Source organism: Candidatus Binataceae bacterium, from assembly GCA_035308025.1.
GTDB lineage: Bacteria > Desulfobacterota > Binatia > Binatales > Binataceae > JAJPHI01.
Genome location: DATGHL010000029.1, coordinates 63851 through 81282, shown reverse-complemented (window position 1 = coordinate 81282; position 17432 = coordinate 63851). Strand labels below are relative to the sequence as shown.

The following is a 17432-nucleotide window of genomic DNA, read 5'->3' as shown; positions in this document are numbered from 1 at the left end:
ACTTATTTTGAGATTTCGCGGGAAAAGATCGCTGCGGACGTAGCCCGCACGCGCGCGCGACGCCAGCCGAGATCGCGGCGGAGCGCGCCGGCCGCGGCGGCGCCGCCATAGCCCATCCGGCGTGCTATTGGGGTCAACCGCTCGGGCGCCGTTGGCAGCGCCGTCGCCGCCTGGTCGCTCTCGATGCGCAGGCGGTTCTCGAGCCGCGAGAGAAAGTCGTAATCGTCGATCAGATTGCGCGCGTCCGTCACGTCCAGTAACTGGTTCTGCGCCAGCGCGTGCAGGAGTTCGATCGTTCCGCGCAGACGGATCGCCGGATGAGTCTGGCCATAACGCAGGGCCATCATCTGTGCGAGGAATTCGACCTCGACCAGGCCGCCCGGGCCTTGCTTGAGATTGAGCCGGGAGCTGGTCTCGATGCCGAGTTCGCGTTCGATCTGCGCACGCATACCGGCGATTTCGCGGACCGCCGCGCGATCCAATCCGCGGCCGAAAACGAATTGCTTGCGCGCCGTCTCGACCTGCTCGCCGAGTGCGCGATCGCCGGCGACGACGCGCCCGCGCACGAGCGCCTGACGCTCCCACAGCGCCGAGCTCTCCCGGTGGTACTCATGAAAACCTGCGAACGACGCGACCAGCGGCCCGGCGTTGCCTGACGGCCGCAAGCGCACGTCGATCTTGTAGGCAAAGCCTTCGCGCGTCGGGGTTTCGAGGAAGGCGATAAGGCGCTGCGCCACGCGTGACGCGGCCTCAAGACCGGCGGCGGCGACCTCACCCGGGAGGTGATAGACGAAAATCAGATCAAGGTCCGAGTTATAGGCCATCTCGCCCGCGCCCATGCGCCCCAGCGCCAGCACGCAAAGCTTCAGCTCAAGCGGAATCGCGCGGCGCTGAGCGACGTCGGTGCGGGCGCATTCGAGCGCCTCACGCAGAACGGTCTCGGCGAGCAGCGTGAGTCCGGCCTGAACCTCCGCGAAGGCCAGTTCGCCTTCAAGATCGGCGATCGCGATCCGTAAAAACTCCTGCTGGCGAAAAGTTCGCAGCGCGTCGAGGCGGCTCTCGAGCGAGTCGCAAGCCTCGAGCAGCGCGCGCAACTCTGCGGCCAGGGCGGCGGGCGGGCGCGGTCCGCGCGCCAGGCTCGAGCCGACCAGCGTATCGATCATCTCAGGATGGCGCAGGAAGAGCGTCGAGAGGTAGGCGCTCGAAGCGAACAGCCGCAACAGCATCCGGCGGGTCGCCGTATGTTCCTCGAGCAGCGCTAGAAACGACGTCCGGGCGCCGACCGCAGCGATGAATGACGCCAGGTTCATCAGCGCCAGATCCGGGTCGGGCAATTCGCGCAGCTCCTCTAGCAGCCGCGGTCCCAGCCGCTCGAGCGCGCCGCGGCGGGTCGCACTCGCTGGCAGATACTTGGGCTCACGCGCCAGTAATTCCAGATGCCGCGCACTCGCCTGCGGATGAGCAAAGCCCAGTTCCGCCAGCGCCGGAATCGACCACTCCGGCTCCAGCGCGACGCGCCACGCGGCCTTGGCCAGCGCCGGCGCCGCCGGGCTCTCGTGCTCGCCGTCGGCCGGCTGGAACATCGCACGGAACTGGTCAGCCACAAGCGCGCGCCGGACATCGAGCGCACGCATGAAGCGGTCCGCGGCATTGGGCGCCTTGCCGTAACCGAGCCGCGCCGCCAAGACCGCGAGCGCACGCGGCGCCGCCGGTAGCGTATGGGTTTGGAGACCCGCGGCGACTTGCAGCTTGTGCTCGACATTGCGCAGGAACAGATAGGCCGCGCTGAGTTCCTGCGCGCGCGAAGCCGGCATATAGCCGCGCGCCTCCAGGCGCGTCAGCGCTTCGATAGTGCCCGGTGTGCGCAGGCGCGGATCGCGTCCGCCATAGATCAGCGCGAGCGCCTGCACGACAAACTCGAGCTCGCGGATGCCGCCATGGCCGAGCTTGACATTGCGGCGCACCAGCTCGGGCGAACGCAGCTCATCCTCGATCTGCGCTTTCATCGCGCGCAGTTGGCGAATCGTGTCGAAATCCAGATAGACGCGGTAGATGAAGCGGCTCAGCTCCGCGATGAAGCGTTGACCGGCGGCGACCGCGCCTGCGACCGGACGCGCGCGCAGCAGCGCGGCTCGCTCCCAGGTCTCGCCGTAGGTCTGGTAAAAATTGAGCGCGCCCGGGATCGAAGTGACGAGCGGAGCGGCGGCGCCGCCGGGACGCAGGCGCAAATCGATCCTGAAGCAATGGGCCGCAAGAATCTCGTTGAGCTTCTCGCCCAGGCGTTGCGCCTCCGCGTGCCGATCGAGGTTGTGGGCTCCATCGATCAGATAGATCAAATCGATGTCAGAACTGAGATTGAGTTCGCCCGCGCCGAGCTTGCCCATCGCCAGCACGCAGAAATCCTGGGCAAGCGCTTTGCCCGTTACCTCGCGTGCGGCCAGCGCCAGCGCGGCGCGGACACACTCGTCGGCCAACTGCGACATCGCCGCTACGGTCGCGGCGACGCCGTGGCGTCCGAGCAGATCAGTGATCGCAATTCGGAGCAGCGCGCGCCGCTTGAAAGCGCCGAGTTCGGCCACCGACCCGAGCGCGTCATCGACCGTTTCCGGCGGGGCCGCGGCCGGCGCGGCGCGCGCCTGATCGAGCACCGCGACCCAATTCGCGCCGCTGTTCGCGAGTCCCCCGGCAATCAACTCAGAACCGCCCAGGCAAAAAATCAGATCGTCGGCGCGCGCGTCGTCGCACAAAGCCTCGCGCAGAAGCGGCGGGGAAAGCTCGCCGAGCCGCAGCATAAAGGCCAGCGCCAGCTCTTCGTCGGGGGCCCGTTCGCGCACGCGCCCAAGCGATGCTGCGGCCAACGCCGGATCGTCGAGCAAGCGCGCCACTTGAAGCGCCAGACTCTCCAGCGCCGGCCCAAAAATCGGCTCCGCCATGGCGATATTTACATTAGCAGACGCCGCGCTCATCCTGATTGGGAAACCTGAAAACCGGCATCGGGAGGCCGCTTCCATGATCGTGCTCTACACCACCGAACGCGACTATCCGTGGGGCACGCTGCGCTCGACCCACGGCTGCAAGACCAAGGTCGTGCTCGAAGAAAAAAGAATTCCCTACCGGATCGAGAATCTGCGCCCGGGCGATCTCTGGAAAAAGCCGCCCGAGATGACCGCGCGTCATCCGCTCGGCAAAGTCCCTTATATCGAGGATGGCGGCGTCACGATCTATGATTCGACGGTGATTGGTGAATATCTCGAAGACCGCTATTCGTGGCCGCAACTGATTCCGCGCGGCGACGCGCTCGCCCGCGCGCGCATCCGGATGGTCGAGCAGTTCGCCGACGAAGCGCTGCTCGTCGGCAATCTGCCGCCGATCTGGATGCCTTACTGGAGCGATCCCGAAAAGCGTGACAAGGCGCGGATGGAGCAGGGGCGCGAGGGACTGCGCACCCGCGACCTGCCCTATCTCGAGAATCTGCTCGGCGCCGGCGACGCTTTCATCTGCGGCGAATTCTCGATGGCCGATATTCCCATGATGGTGCTTGCGATGGTGCTGGCGTTCGATCAGATGCCGTTGACCGCGTTCCCGCGCGTCGCGCAGTATCTCGAGCGCTTGCGTACGCGGCCGAGTTACCGCGCGATCAGTACGACCACCAAGGTCGCAGAGGCGAGTTCGTTGAGCGGTTTGGCTTAAGCACACCGCCCGAGCGCCGCAGGCGTCTCGATGCGCTGACGGAGAACGGAAGGTGGGACGTATTAATACGATTGAGCTTGTTCTACCTAACGAAATCGGCATCGGAAAGGATCGCGAGGTCCAGACCCTACTTGCCGACCGATGGCGGAAGCTCGTAATTATCCGTTTGCGGCGAGGCGGGCTGCTGGCAGATCATTCGGCGCGGGTGCCGATCACGATTCAAGGACTGCTAGGGAAGGGACTCCTTCGCCTGGCGGGTGAGGAGCACGTGCTGCTTCCAGGTGTCCTCGTGCCGGTTGAGGCGCATGTTGTTCACAGCGTCCAGGGCGATCCTGATGTGGCAATACTTGTATCTTTCTTTCGGCAGGCTGATTTGGGCGATTAAAAATCTCTGAACCGATCGCAGGCGTGCTTGCTCCGCGCAATTGTTGCGCGCGGCACGAGCGTCACTCACGCCACCGTACGGACGCCGCTCCGGCGGCCCCGATGCGGATGACGGACTGAAACCCGGTGCGTTTGCGAGTTGCGGGCATAATGGGCCGCAGTGTGATGGACGCCATGACTGCGTCTGGCGAGTCGCCGCGGCGCGAAATCGGTTTTTACCGGAGGCGGCGCCGGCGCGTTGGCATATTTCAGTCCGGGAAAATACTGATCCTCGTAACGATGGACTTGGAGGGCGGCGAGAAACTCGGGGTAGTAGTTCTTTGAAGCGAAACCAAAGTGCGTGCCCGCATAGTTGCGTTGGATCTGCGCATAGTCGCCGTGAAACTCGCTCGACGCTTCCGCCATCCCGCCGGTGCCATAGTTGTAGGCGGTGATTGCGAGTGGCCAATTGCCGAGTTCCTCGTAGTTCGAGCGCAGAAGTTTCGCGGCCGCCGCGGTCTCGGTCGTCGGATTCAGCCGATCATCGTGGTAGCGGGTAATCCGCATGTACTCACGCCCGGTGCTGCGCGTGAACTGCCAGATCCCGACGGCGCCGGCGCCCGATTTGGCGCGGCTATAGAAGCCCGACTCGACCTCCGCCAGCGTCACGAGTTCCGGCGGCAAACCGGCTGCGCGGAAGATCCGCTCCATCGTCGGGCGATAATAGCGACTGCGCAGCAAGCCCTCCTGAAAGCGCTCGCGCAGGCCTTGCTGGACCCGCAGGTTTTGCGCGGCGAGGGCGTAGGCCGCAAGCGGTTCCCCTTGAAACAAAGCCGCTACGCGCCGCTCCTCGGGACTCGCCGGCGCCTGACCCGTCGCCAGATGATTAAGAATGTTGGCGTACTTGACCTTGAGATAATCGCCGATCGCCTCGGTTTCGTCACGCGGCGGTGTCCCGTCGCCGGGGATATGCATCACCTGGTAGACGCGCCAAAGGTTGTCGCGATCGTGAATGACAAAATCGCGTTCGCCATAACTGCTGAAAACGTCGACCCAGAACTTGACGTTCGGCTCGATGGCAACTGGGCGCGGAAAGGAGAGCTCGGCCCCGGCAAAACTGCGCCCATAGACACAGACAAGCAGCAGCAGCGCCGCGGCGGCGACCCGCGCTAATTTCCCCCACATAATCCCCATCCCCTCGTTCAACTCGCCAGACGTGACGCTGCCTTCCCCAGTATCGATGATGCCCTCGGCTGAGGATAAGCCATCCCATTATGCAATACCCAGTCGGTATGCATAGTCAACATTTTTTCGTTAACCTTCATCGCTTACTCCGCCGCGTGCGAGAGTCCCAAATTGGCACAGTCGCGGCCCGGCATAAGAAGCGAAGCTCTAGGCCGGCTTGGTCAGTTCCGGACTTGCCTGGGCAACCCGCCCCGCATTGACGATTTTGCGCTCGACCAAGTGGGCGATTTCGGCCTCGCCGCGGCCGAGCTCGCGCAGAATCGCGACGCTATGTTGACCGGTAACCGGCGCGGCACGGAGATTCCAACGATTCGCATTACTGAAACGCACCGTATGCCCGACCTCGGTAACTTCGCCCGCGTCGAAGTGCTCCTCGGTCACGATCACGCCACGCGAGGTCAGCGTTGGCTCGCTGTTTATCTCGGCGGGAGTGAACGGCGCAGGCGACGCCGCTGGAACCTGCTCGGCGCGCAGGCGGCGTAGAGCCGACGCCGTGCTGAGCGTCGACATCGCCGACTCGATGAGCGTCGCCGACGGACTTGCCTCAAGGCGCTGTTGGCGCGTCTCTACGTAACTCGGCCAGCGGGCGAGGTCGAGCCCAAGCGCACGGCACACGCCGAGCCACTCACGTTCGCTATAGCAAGCGATCACGACCCAGCCGTCGGCGGTGCGATAAAGCGCATTGGCCGGCGAGTGCCCACGCTGCTCGCGATCGAGCGGAAAGGTTTCGACCTTGCGTTGAGCGGAACCGTGCACGTCCGACATCGCGAACAGGCCGGCGCCGGTTTGCGGAACTTCCAGGTACTGGCCGACACCGCTCTGCTCGCGCTCGACCAGCGCCGCCAGCACCATCGCGCAGGAGGTCAGCCCGCAGCCATAGTCCATGTGCGTCAGATAGTGGTCGGGCGGATTGCCGTCGCCGCCGGTGCGCACCAGCATCCCGGTCAGCGCCGAGTGCAGGGGCTCGAAGGTCGGCAACTTGGCCCACGGGCCCGCATTTCCGTAGCCGGAAGAATGACAATAGATCAGACGGGGATTGAGCGTGCGCAGATCCTCCCAGCCGACGCCGAGACGCTCCATCGCGCCCGCGCGGAGATTGTGATGGACCACGTCGGCGCGGCGGGCGAGATCGTGGGCGATGCGCCGCCCTTCGCTGGATTTCAGATCCACCGCGATACTCTCCTTGCCGCGCTGCACCCCGAGGAACGAACCCAGTTGCGGACCGCGCATCGGATCGCCGCCGTACTCCTCAACCTTGATCACGCGCGCTCCGAGATCGGCGAAGAGCCGATTGGCGAAAGGTCCGGCCATATAGGCGCCAAAGTCGAGAACCAGGATTCCATCGAGCGGCCCGATCGCCGGACTATCGGCTGTCGCGATCTTGCGCGCAACGCTTGAGACGATGGCAGGTTTCGCGCCATTGGCAGCCGCGCCCCGATCAGTTAGCAGCGTCGCGTTGTCCTGCCCGCACGACGGCGCTTCGCGCCGGAGCTCGATCGTGCTGCGGCTATACTTCGCGAGCCGGCCGAGCATCCGCGCGCCGTCGGCAGCAATATCGACCAGACCGTTCGCCTCCATCTGCTCCAGCCAGAGCGCCTCGCCGGGTTTGAGCGCGGGCATGCAACAGACATCGGCCTGTGCGAGCGCCTCGCACCAATGGCTGGACGGTTTGGTCTTAAAGAAGTCGTCAAGATAGCCCCACAAATCGGCGACGACGGCGGGCGCGAGCGGCGTCGCGAGAATATGGACGCCCGCATTTTCGACAATCAGATCCTCGCGTCCGACCACCTTGAGCATGCGGTCGAAAGCGCCGCGCGGCCCGGTGTGAACCTGAATCCAGTAGCCGTCCGAACACTGGAAGAGCCCGACAATCAGGCGCAGATTGCTCGGGCGGGTGGTGATTCGGCTGCCGGTCAGTAGCATCGGGCCTAAGTTTTTGCCGCCGAGCCAGCGCGCGTTGCTGAGGATAGCCGCGCCGTCGAGCAGCGAGGTCGTTACGGTCTGGCCCTCGCCGCTGCGAGCACGATGGTAGAGCGCGCCCAGGATGCCGATCTGGAGCATCCACGCTGCGCCGTATATCGCGTGCGGCCAGCCGAGAAAATGCGGTCCCTCTGGCCGCACTCCCTGCTGGAAATTTTGCATCCCGTATTGCGCCTCAATCAGCTCGCCGCACACTGGAGGATTAAGCCCGCTGCCCGCGTGCGCGAGCTCTGCGATCGTCCGCGGATAGGCGCTAAGAACGGCGAGAATTTGCCGGGGCCCCGGCGTGGCGCCGTCAAGCAATCCTGTCGGCTTGTCGATCCAGGGATGCGCGGTGTCGATAATCACGTCGGCCGAATCGCGCAGCGCCAACCATGCGCCGCTGCGCATCTCGGCATCGCCTACAACGACACTCCGCTGTCCGCGCAACCAGACGCGCGCACCGGATAGTGCGCGGAGCGGATCTCCTCCGGGCGGTTCGACCCGAATCACCTCCGCGCCGAGATCGGCAAGCACCATCGCGGCGATCGCGGCGGCCGGCGAGCGCTCCGACAAGTCTAGTACGCGGGTTGCTTGCGTCAGTGGTCCCGCCATCGGCATGACCTCCCTGTGTGAGCTTAACGGCTATGGGTTCGCCGTCGATGAAAAACAGATTCCCGCGGGCTGCGTTGGCGCCGGAGCCGCCAGGCTTAATGCGGGAGCGACCCTGCCGTTCGCGTTACCCGGGAAGAATAGAATCCCATCGGCGGCGGCCACCGCGATCCGGCCATCCTGATCGACGGCCACGCCGGCCGGCCGCTTCAGCGCATCGCTGGTGATCGTTGCAGTGCGCGACCAGCTTGCGGGCCCGTTGTTGCTAAATACCACGACGGAGCTATCCGCGTCGTCGGCGACATAAACGTTCAGCGCATCGTCCACGGCAACCTGGCTTGGCGCTTGCAACCCATCGATCACCCCAACCGGCGCGGCGTCTCCATTGGCGTCAGCCGCGAAGACGAGCACCCGGTGCGACGACCGATCGGCCACGAAGGCTCGCTGTGAACCGTCGACCGCCAGACCGCTCGGCGTGGTGATCCCGCTGCGTGGCCCCTCAATCACCCGATCCACGTAAATATCACCGCTCGCACCGCCCGAGAACCATTCGACCCGCCCATGGCCGTCGCCCGCGTCCGCGACGTAAAAGCTGCCCGCCGGACTCACCGCGATCGCCACCGGATGCGCGATGCGGGTGTTGGGTCCCTCGAAGCTTTTGAGGAAATCGTATTCGCCGGTGGGTTTGGGCATAAAAACCCGCACATTGCCATTGGCGTTGGCGACAAACAGACCACCCACCAAATCGACCGCCGCCGCGACTGGGCGATCGGTCGCAGCTTCTTTGATTAGCTGGAGCGGCGCCGCTGAACCACTCGCGCCGTTAGCGTAAACCGCGATCGTATGGTCCGCCGGCGCTGTCACGAACAGCCGTTGATCCGCCGCGCCACCGTTATCGCCGCCGCGGGAACATCCGCCGGCGCTGACGGCAAACATCAGCAACAGCATGGTCGAGAGAGAGCATCGCATGTACGCCACCAGCATCAAGGCCCCACCATCCAGCCGCCGTAATTGACGCTCCGCGGCTTGCGGCGTCGCTTTCATCGCACGCTGGAGCGCCGCGTCCGCTGCGATCGGCTGGCTCATCGTGCCTCAAAGCGCCAATCGGCGTCCAGCCAGTGTCCGCCTTCACTCCAGTGTGGTGCTTCCGTAGCAGCTACGGCCGTGGTTGCTAAACCCGATCAGGTCGCGTCCGGTGCCCGACCAAAAGCGGCGAAACCACGTCATATTCGGCGCAAATCGATCGTTGCCGAGAAAATGCAACGAAGGATATTCTTGACATGAGGCGCGGTTTCTTGGCACTAGAGCTTACTCTGAATACCTGTTCAGTGCCGGTTCCGTGGCAACGATCATGCATAACGGCTCGGGCGATATGGTTCAGGCATAACTTCAGGCGCAACTTTCAGGGCGGATTAGCGATGCAGAATCAGTTCAATATCTTCGCGATGATTCAGCAGGGGTGGTACGCGACCTATCCTCTGCTGATCATCTCGGTCGTTTGCGTAACCATAATTTTGGAACGAGTGTGGGCGCTGGCGGGCGTGATGACGCGGGCGCGACGCAGCGCCGAGCAGATGATTGGACCGCTCAAGCAAGGTAAATTCGGCGCCGCGCTCGATCATCTGAAAGGCCGTCGCAGCGCGGGCGAGCGCATTTTCCACGAACTGGTGACGGAGGCGCAATCCGCCGACCGCCCGCGCCTTGAAGAAATTGACGAGGAACGGCGCTTCGCCGAACTCCAGCAACTGCGCGGCATGATCTGGGTGCTCGCGACTTCGGGGGCGTCGGCGCCGTTCATCGGCCTGTTCGGCACGGTGGTCGGAATTCTGGTCGCCTTCCAATCGATGGCGGTGATGGGAACCGGCGGTTTTTCGGTGGTCGCCGCAGGCATCTCGGAGGCGCTGATCTCGACCGCGCTGGGGCTGGTGGTCGCGATCATCGCGGTCATTTTCTACAATTATTTTTCGCAGAAGATCGAGCGGATTAACGCGACCATCCATATTTGTGCGGCCCGGCTGATCGACGCCGCTATCGCCGGGAGAGCCGCCGTTGGCAATTAGTACGCCGGGTCGCCAGGGCGGGATGTTCTGGGAGATCAACATCACGCCGCTGACGGATATTTTCCTCGTCCTCTTGATCATCTTTATGGTGACCGCCTCGGTGGCGGTGGAATCAGCGACCCATGTAGACCTGCCCTCGGCCGAGGAGACCACGCCCGAGAACAAGGGTGTGATCGTCACCTACACCGCGAACCACGAGCTTTTCGTCAACTCCAAGGACGTGCCCGAGCGGGAATTCGAAGCAGCGCTCCACGAGGCGCTCGGACGAGTCGACGCGAAAATTGTGATTTTTCAGGGCGATCGCACGGTGCTGCTCGGCGACATGGTGCGCATCCTCGACATCGCTAAAGCCGCCGGCGCAGATCAAATCGCGATCGCGGCCAAACGTTCGGCTACCGACTCGAGCGCCGGATGAAGCCGGTTTAGCTGGCCCTCGTCCAAGATCAGGATCCAGGATCAAAGTATGGCGATTCCGAGCGGCGACGAAGGCGGAATCTTCGCATCGATCAACATCACGCCGTTGACCGACATCTTCCTGGTCCTGCTGATCATCTTTATGGTTGCGACCGCGCTCACGATCGAGTCCGCCGCGCATGTCGATCTGCCGCGGCTCGACGCGCCCAATCAGCCTCCGGAGGCGCGCGGGGTCACGGTAACGTACACCGCCGACCATCAGATTTTCGTCAATCAGAAGTCCGTCACGGAAAACGCTTTGGGCGCGGCGGTCAGCGCTGCGTTGGCGCAAACCACGAAGAAGGTCGTGGTCTTCGACGGCGATCCCAAAGTTATCCTCGGTGACGCGGTGCGCATCGTCGATATTGCCAAGCGGGCCGGCGCGGATCAGATCGCACTGGCGGTTTCGGGCGTCAACGGTCCGCCAGCCGCAGACCTGGGCGCGCCGGCGGTAAATGCGCCGGCGCCCGAGTCGATCACCCCCGGGGCTGGTCCCGCGCCCGAGCCGGTTGCGCCTGCGGGCGAACCCTGATGTCGTTGACGATCATAGTGGCCGCCGCGGCGATCGCGCTTGCCGTCGTCGTGGTGGCCGCGCTTCTTATCTATCGGCGGGCGTGGGCGCGAACTAAAGATCAGCCTGCCGACAATGACGAAGACCCACTGCTCGGCGGCCAGCGGCGATCGGTCTGGAATGTCTTTCGCTTCATCGAGGGACCCTTCGAGATTTCGATTGCGTTGCATGTCGCGATCATTCTGGCGCTGCTGTGGGGCGTGCATCTGCAGGCCGGGCGCAATCTCATCATGGTCAAACTGCAAGCCGGCGGGGGCGGCGGCACGCAGGAGCTCAAGCAGTTGGACATGCCGGAGATGCCGATGCCGCAGATGCGAATGCCGATCCCGATCGAGCGGCCGGTAGTCGCTTCGCAAAGCTCGGCGACGATCACGAGCGCGAGCCATTATGTGCGCAGCGTCGCCGGCGGGGGGATCGGCGCCGGTCGCGGAGGCGGTATCGGCGCCGGCTATGGGCGTGGCGTCGGCGCCGGCTTCGGCGGGTTTATCGCGGGATTGCGCAAGTCCGGGTTCGAAGTGACGCTGGTGATCGACGGCACCGGCTCGATGTTGCGGGTGATGGCGGACGCCAAGGACAAGATGCGCCAGTTGGTGCTCTCGATCCATCGGCTCGTGCCGGCTGCGCGCATCGGGATAGTTGTGTACGGCGGCCGCGGCGAGCCGATCGAGGTCCAGCCACTGACGGTTTCGCCCGACAAGCTGATCGGGTTTCTTGAGAGCATCAAGGCGCATAACGGCGGCGAATGGCAGGAGGACCTGCTCGGCGCGGTGCGCACTTCGATTGATCGGATGGGCTGGAAGCCGGGCACCCGCAAGGTGATCGTGCTGGTCGGCGACACGCCGCCGTTCAATGAGGACTACGAGCCGGTGCTCGAGGAGATTCGCCGGTTTCGCGCCGAGAACGGCGCCTTCAACACGGTGGATGTGACGCGCGAGGAGCACGAGCGTTTCATCATCGAGTGGTACGCGGCGCAAGGGATCAAACCCCCGCCGGGCGCGATCGAGAATATGCCAAGTTTCTACGCCCAGACACAGGCCGCGTATCAGGCGATGGCGGCGGCGGGCGGCGGGGTCTGGAAAAGCCTGACCAAGGACGAGCACATCAATCAGCAGGTGCTAATCCTGGCCTTTGGCGAACAGTGGCAGACGGAGGTCTCCGCCTTCGGCCGCAATCTCACGTCCTCGCGCGCCGACCCTTAGTTTTCCTTATCGCCGCGCGGTGCGCCGCCCATCAAGTAGATGCCGCCGGCCAGCGAGGTCGAGAGCAGCAGCGCGAAGACCAACCCGCCGATTACCGCGACGGCCAGCGGCTGCTGCACCTTCGCGCCCGCGCCCAGTCCTAAAGCGAGCGGCAGCAGGCCGGCCGCGGTCGCCAGCGTGGTCATCAGAATCGGACGGAAGCGAATCTGCGCCGCTTCGATCAGCGCGGTTCGTCCATCCGGGGCCGTAGAACGCTCGGCATGGTCGAGCAGCAGGATGCCGTTCTTCGCGGTGATACCCGCCACCATGATGATCCCCATGAAGGACGAGATGTTGAGCGTGAGGCCCGTGAGCGTCAGAGCGGCGAAGCTGCCGGCCAGCGAGGCCAGCGCGCTGAGCATAATCGCGACGGCCGGTGTCAGCCGCCCGAATTCCCATAACAGCACCAGAAACATCGCGACGATGGCGGCGAGGAGCACCAGTGTCAGCTGGTGAAACGCTTTCTGTTGCTCGGCGTAAAGGCCGCCGTACTCGAGGGTCACACCGGGCGAAAGTGCGAACCCGGCCAGATTCGCCTTGATGCGCGCGATCGCGGTGCCGAGGTCGGTCTGATCGACCCGCGCGGTGACGTCTACCACCGCGCGCAGCCGTTCGCGATCCAGCTCCGTGCGTTCTCCCTTCCAGACCAGCGTCATCAGGCTGGAGAGCGGCACCAGCCCGCCGTCAGGCGTCCGCATCAGCACCTCGGGAAGCAGGGTGAGGTTCTGACGGAAATCCGCGGGGTAGCGTACGCGCACGCCATAGAGACGGTCGCCCATCGTGATCTCGGTGGCGACGTTACCTTCGATCGCGGTCTTGAGCGTCGCGACGACGTCTGCAGCGTTGAGTCCATAGCGCGCGAGCGCGGTCTGATCAACTACGACGTCCGCCTCGGGATTGCTCAGGACGAGCCCGCTCTTGACGTCCACCAGCCCGGGGATGCCGCGCAGACGCGCCGCGATCGTGCCGGCGGTAGTTTCGATCGTAGCCTGATCGGAGCCGAAGACTTTGATCGCGACCGGTTCGGGTGTGCCGGAAAGATCGCCGATCAAGTCCTGCAGGACCTGCGAAAACTCAATCGTGACGTTGGGCAGCGTCCTCGAGATCCGCCCGCGGACCGCGTCGATCACAGCGTAGATATCGCGAGTGCGAGCCGTCTTGAGCCGCACGGAGATATCGCCGCGGTTCGACTCGGTCAGGAAAAAGCCAAGCTGTGTGCCGGTGCGGCGCGCGAACGCCGCGACCTCGGGAGTAGTTTTCAGCACAGACTCGATTTGCTCAAGCAAATGTTGCGTATCCGCGAGCGTGCTCTGCGCCGGCGTCATGTAATCGAGGATGAAGGCGCCTTCATCTAGCGCCGGCAGATAATCGGTGCCGATCGTCCGGTAAAGCAGGAAAGTCGCGGCAAGCGCGAGCGCGGCGAGGATCGGCGCGAGGATCGGTGCGCGCAAAAAGGGGCGCACGCTCAATAGATAGAGTTTGGTAATCAGTTCCGCGGTGCGGCCGCCCGGACGCGCGGGACGCCGCCAGCGTTCGATCAGCAGTTCGAACGCGGGTGTGAAAAAAAGCGCGAGCAGCAGGGAGATGAAAAGCCCGCTGCCCAAGGTCAGCGCCAGCGCGCGAAAAAACACGCCGGTCACGCCCGAGACAAAGACCAGCGGCGCAAAGACCACGATCACCGTGGCGGTCGAGGCGATCAGCGGCCGCGTCAGTTCGCGCAGTGCGTCGGCGAGGCTCGCGGCGCCGCGGTCGCCGCCGCTATGCGCACGATGGATCGATTCGATCATCACGATCGCGTCGTCGATAAACAGCCCGATACCGGCGGCGAGGCCGCCCAGCGTCATCAGGTTGAAGGTCATGCCGGTCAGTTTCATCACCGCGAAGGTGATCGCGATCGTGCCCGGCACCACGACCGCCGCGACCAGCGCGTTCAGAAAGCTCCAGGTGAACAGGAAAACGATCACCACCGCCAGCGCGAGCCCCAGCACAATGGCGTCGCGGACACTGTTGAAGGATTCGGTCACCAGACCGGCCTGATCGTAGGAGAAGGAGAACTGAACGTCAGGATAGCGGGCGCGGAATTCGTCAATAATTGCGTGCGCCTGCGCGGAAATCTCTACCGTATTGCCTGCGGGCTGCCGCGAGACTCCCACCAGCACCGCGGGACCCTTTTCGTCGGCCGTACGAATATAGTCCTCGACAATCCCGAGTTCGACTTGAGCGACATCGCGCAGAAAAACCGGTTGATGGTTAACCGTCGCGACCGACAGCGCGGCGAGCTGCTCGCGATCGTGCAAGTCGCCGCGCACCACGGTCAGGACGGCACGATGGGCGTCGTCGACACGGCCCGCGGCCTCGATCACATTAGCGCGCGCGAGGCCTGCCGCGACGTCGGCCGCGGTCAGCCCGTGCTGGAGCATCTGCGCCGGATCGAGGCGGACGACGAACTCGCGCTGCTTGGCGCCATCGAGTTCGACGCGATAGACCCCGGCGATCCGATGGAGGCTCGGCGCGAGTTCGTACTGGGCGATATCGGTCAGCTCGGCGAGACCGCGAATGGGAGAACTCAAACTGACGTCGATGATTGGGAAGGTGCCGGTGGTCAGCAGCCGGGTATCAAGGTGCGCGTTCGCCGGCAGAGTTGCGCGGATCTGGGCGACCGCCCCGCTCAGCAATTGAAACGTCGCCACCGCGTCGCTCCCCTCGAGAAAGGTCACGTCGATTTCGCTGCTGCCGCGCGTCGTCGTCGAGCGCACCAGGCTCACCCCGATGACACCATAGGCGGCTTGCTCGAGCGGCTGCGTAACCGTCACCAACATCTGCGTGGCGGGCAGATCGCCGGCGTCGGCCAGGATGATCGCACGATTGAACTGAATCTCGGGAAAGACCGCGCTGGGAATCGTGCGTGCGGCCAGCCCGCCGATCACTGAGGCGACGAGCACCAGAAATAAGACCAAGGCGGGGTTGCTGCGGCTCATGACTGAGGGAGCGCGACCTTCACATGCAAGCCGTCCGACAATGCAAAGCCGCCCGAGGTGATCACCACCTCGCCGGGCGTCAAGCCGCCGAGGATTTGGACCTCGCCCGGCACACGAATCCCGGTCGTCACCGTCGTGCGATGAGCGATGCCGTCGGCGCCCGCGATGAAGACATAGCTGGTGTGGCTCGTGGCGTCGTCGAACAGCGCGGCGACCGGAACGACGATCGCAGCCGCGACGGAGGCCGTCGTCACCGCGACCTCGACCGGCGCGCCGGCCAGCGTAATTCGCGCAGCGCTGCTGAATTCGATTCTGACGGGCGCCGTGGCGCCGGCCGCGGCGAAACTCGGCGAAAAGGCGGCGACGCGGGCGGGATATTGCACTCCGGCCGCCAGCGGCGAGGTGACTCGCGCGGCCATGCCCGGCCGTAGCTTGCCGAGCTCGTCCAGCGGCGCCGCCGCCTCGACATAGACGCTACGCGGATCGATCAGGTCGGCGAGCGGATCCAACTCGGCAACCATCTGGCCATCACTGACCAGCGGCTGGAAGACCACGGCGTCCGTGGGCGCCGTCACGGCGATTGCGGCGGGCGCCCGATTGCGTTTCAGCGCCGCCGCGAAGGCGGGCGCTTCGCTCGGATCGAGGGTACGGGCCACGGCCAGGCCATTTTGCGCGGCCTCGACCTCGCGATTTATCACGCGGGCAACGACCTGGCCGCGGTGCACGGCATCGCCGCTTTTCAGCGCGAAATCGATGATCCGGCCGGCCGTCGGTGCGCGGACCGTCAGATGGCGCTGCGCAGCGGTCGTGCCGAGCAGGTGCAAGCCGGCAGTGAGCGGCATGTGTACAACCCGCGCGCCGCTCACCGCCAGCACGACGTTGGGCGCCGCATCGCCCGTATCATCGCCGCGCGGCTTCGCGCCGTTGCATCCCGCAGCGAGCAGCAGGCCTAGCGCCAGCACCAATTCCACGATGCGCGGTGACGCGCCGCGCGCGGTCATCGCGCATCACCCAGGATCAGCGCCGCTTGCGCGGCCGTTTGCCGCACGGTGAACTCATCGTCGATTCGCGTCAGTCGCAGCGTTTGCGCCTGCTGATAAGCGTCGAGCACTTCGAAAAGAGTGACGGCGCCGCCGCCCAGAAAGCGGGTCCAGTCGAGCGCGAAGGAGTCGTCGACGGTGGTTTGCGCCAGCGCCAGCAGTCGAAGCTGCGCGCGCGCGCCCTGGTACCGCGCGAGCGCATCAGCGAAATCGCGCGTGAGATCGAGCTCGATCTGGCGCACCTGCGCCAGCGCGACGCGCTGCGCGGCCACGGCCTCGTCAATATGGGCCCGCACCAGGCCGCCCTGAAAGATCGGCACGCTGATCGCGCCATCGTAAGAGGCGCCGAGATGATGGCCGAAAGTTTTCGGCGGATTAATACCTTCCCAGCCTGACGTGAGCGCGAGTTTTGCCACGGGCGCGCGCTCGGCCTCAGCGGCAGCGACAGCTAGTTTCGTCGATTCGAGCTGGCGCTCCGCGGCCTGGAAGGTCGGGCTGCGGGCCACATCGCCGGCCGGGGGCGACGGCAGATCCGCGACCGCAGCTACCTGGATGGTCGCCGGGTCCGGCGCACCAATCAACGCGCCGAGCACGATCGCGGCTTGTGCGGCGGACTGGTGCGCGGCGGCCAGCGCAAGTTCAGTCGTGTTGCGCGCGGTGCGCGTCTTCAACACGTCGTTGGCAATGGCGCGGCCGCTCTCCCGCAGATTCTCCACAATGCTGAGATACTGTTCGAGCCGCCGCAGGCTCTCCTCGGTCTGGGCTTCGGCCGTGCGCGCGCGGAGCAGGTCGTAGTACGCGACAGTTGTTGCGTAGATAATTTGTGCGCGCGCAGTATTTACGCCGAGCCTGGTTGCTTGCGCGGCGTAACGCGCGGCCTTCAACAAATCCGCGCGCCGGCCGCCATCGAACACCGTGTAATCGAGCGCGAGTTGGGCGAGGGTCAGCCCGCCGTTGCTGATGGTCTTATCGTAGCCGGGCGCTTGATTGTACTCGCCATTCGCAAAGACCGATGGAAATAGCGGCGCACGCGCCTCGTCGGCTCTGGCGTCGCTGAACTCCGCCTGCGCGCCGGCGATCGCGGCGGCGGGTGCATAGGCGAGCGCGCGGCCAATCGCTTCCTTTAGCGTCAGAGGTTCCGACGCACGCGCGCTGATGCATACAGAGCTGAGCGCCGCCACGATCGCGGCGCCGAAGACGACGGCTGAGGTTCGCATCATCCG

General features: G+C 64.8%; 13 protein-coding genes. 6 read left to right on the top strand and 7 right to left on the bottom strand.

The window, feature by feature from the left end; genetic code table 11:
• Nucleotides 1-2: 2 nt before the first annotated feature.
• Entirely contained in the window at nucleotides 3-2933 is a 2931-nt protein-coding gene (glnE, locus tag VKS22_08540) for a bifunctional [glutamate--ammonia ligase]-adenylyl-L-tyrosine phosphorylase/[glutamate--ammonia-ligase] adenylyltransferase (GenBank protein ID HLW70658.1), read from the bottom strand.
• A gap of 76 nt (nucleotides 2934-3009) precedes the next feature.
• Here glnE and VKS22_08535 point away from each other — a divergent pair, with 76 nt between their 5' ends.
• Nucleotides 3010-3690, top strand: a complete 681-nt coding sequence (locus tag VKS22_08535; protein HLW70657.1) for a glutathione S-transferase family protein — start codon at nucleotides 3010-3012, stop codon at nucleotides 3688-3690.
• Between the two features lie 52 nt (nucleotides 3691-3742).
• Complete coding sequence (locus VKS22_08530) at nucleotides 3743-4075, top strand: hypothetical protein (protein ID HLW70656.1); 333 nt, start codon at nucleotides 3743-3745, stop codon at nucleotides 4073-4075.
• Between the two features lie 65 nt (nucleotides 4076-4140).
• Here the strand turns inward: VKS22_08530 and VKS22_08525 are convergent, their stop codons facing one another.
• The 3 genes from VKS22_08525 to VKS22_08515 all read right to left on the bottom strand — a co-directional run bounded on the left by VKS22_08525 (nucleotide 4141) and on the right by VKS22_08515 (nucleotide 8955).
• Nucleotides 4141-5238 carry a lytic transglycosylase domain-containing protein gene (locus tag VKS22_08525; protein ID HLW70655.1) on the bottom strand — a complete coding sequence of 366 codons (1098 nt, stop codon included), beginning with the start codon at nucleotides 5236-5238 and terminating at the stop codon, nucleotides 4141-4143.
• Nucleotides 5239-5445: 207 nt separating this feature from the next.
• Nucleotides 5446-7872, bottom strand: a complete 2427-nt coding sequence (locus VKS22_08520; protein HLW70654.1) for a CoA transferase — start codon at nucleotides 7870-7872, stop codon at nucleotides 5446-5448.
• Nucleotides 7873-7902: 30 nt separating this feature from the next.
• On the bottom strand, nucleotides 7903-8955 hold the full coding sequence (locus VKS22_08515) for an NHL repeat-containing protein (protein ID HLW70653.1): 1053 nt from the start codon (nucleotides 8953-8955) through the stop codon (nucleotides 7903-7905).
• Between the two features lie 332 nt (nucleotides 8956-9287).
• On the opposite strand from VKS22_08515, the gene VKS22_08510 reads away from it, so the two are divergent.
• Genes VKS22_08510 through VKS22_08495 form a run of 4 tightly spaced genes read left to right on the top strand, consistent with a single transcriptional unit; the run spans nucleotide 9288 to nucleotide 12152 of the window.
• On the top strand, nucleotides 9288-9929 hold the full coding sequence (locus VKS22_08510) for a MotA/TolQ/ExbB proton channel family protein (protein ID HLW70652.1): 642 nt from the start codon (nucleotides 9288-9290) through the stop codon (nucleotides 9927-9929).
• Nucleotides 9919-10344 carry a biopolymer transporter ExbD gene (locus VKS22_08505; GenBank protein HLW70651.1) on the top strand — a complete coding sequence of 142 codons (426 nt, stop codon included), beginning with the start codon at nucleotides 9919-9921 and terminating at the stop codon, nucleotides 10342-10344. The genes VKS22_08510 and VKS22_08505 overlap by 11 nt, the downstream gene beginning before the upstream one ends.
• Nucleotides 10345-10392: 48 nt before the next feature.
• Entirely contained in the window at nucleotides 10393-10914 is a 522-nt protein-coding gene (locus tag VKS22_08500) for a biopolymer transporter ExbD (protein ID HLW70650.1), read from the top strand.
• Nucleotides 10914-12152: a vWA domain-containing protein gene (locus VKS22_08495; GenBank protein HLW70649.1), complete on the top strand. Its 1239-nt coding sequence runs from the start codon at nucleotides 10914-10916 to the stop codon at nucleotides 12150-12152. The genes VKS22_08500 and VKS22_08495 overlap by 1 nt, the downstream gene beginning before the upstream one ends.
• Here the strand turns inward: VKS22_08495 and VKS22_08490 are convergent.
• Genes VKS22_08490 through VKS22_08480 form a run of 3 tightly spaced genes read right to left on the bottom strand, consistent with a single transcriptional unit; the run spans nucleotide 12149 to nucleotide 17429 of the window.
• Nucleotides 12149-15169: an efflux RND transporter permease subunit gene (locus VKS22_08490; GenBank protein HLW70648.1), complete on the bottom strand. Its 3021-nt coding sequence runs from the start codon at nucleotides 15167-15169 to the stop codon at nucleotides 12149-12151. The two genes, VKS22_08495 and VKS22_08490, sit on opposite strands and share 4 nt — an antisense overlap.
• Entirely contained in the window at nucleotides 15166-16170 is a 1005-nt protein-coding gene (locus tag VKS22_08485) for an efflux RND transporter periplasmic adaptor subunit (protein ID HLW70647.1), read from the bottom strand. Before VKS22_08485 ends, VKS22_08490 begins: the two co-directional genes overlap by 4 nt.
• Nucleotides 16167-17429: a TolC family protein gene (locus VKS22_08480; protein ID HLW70646.1), complete on the bottom strand. Its 1263-nt coding sequence runs from the start codon at nucleotides 17427-17429 to the stop codon at nucleotides 16167-16169. The genes VKS22_08485 and VKS22_08480 overlap by 4 nt, the downstream gene beginning before the upstream one ends.
• Nucleotides 17430-17432: the final 3 nt, after the last annotated feature.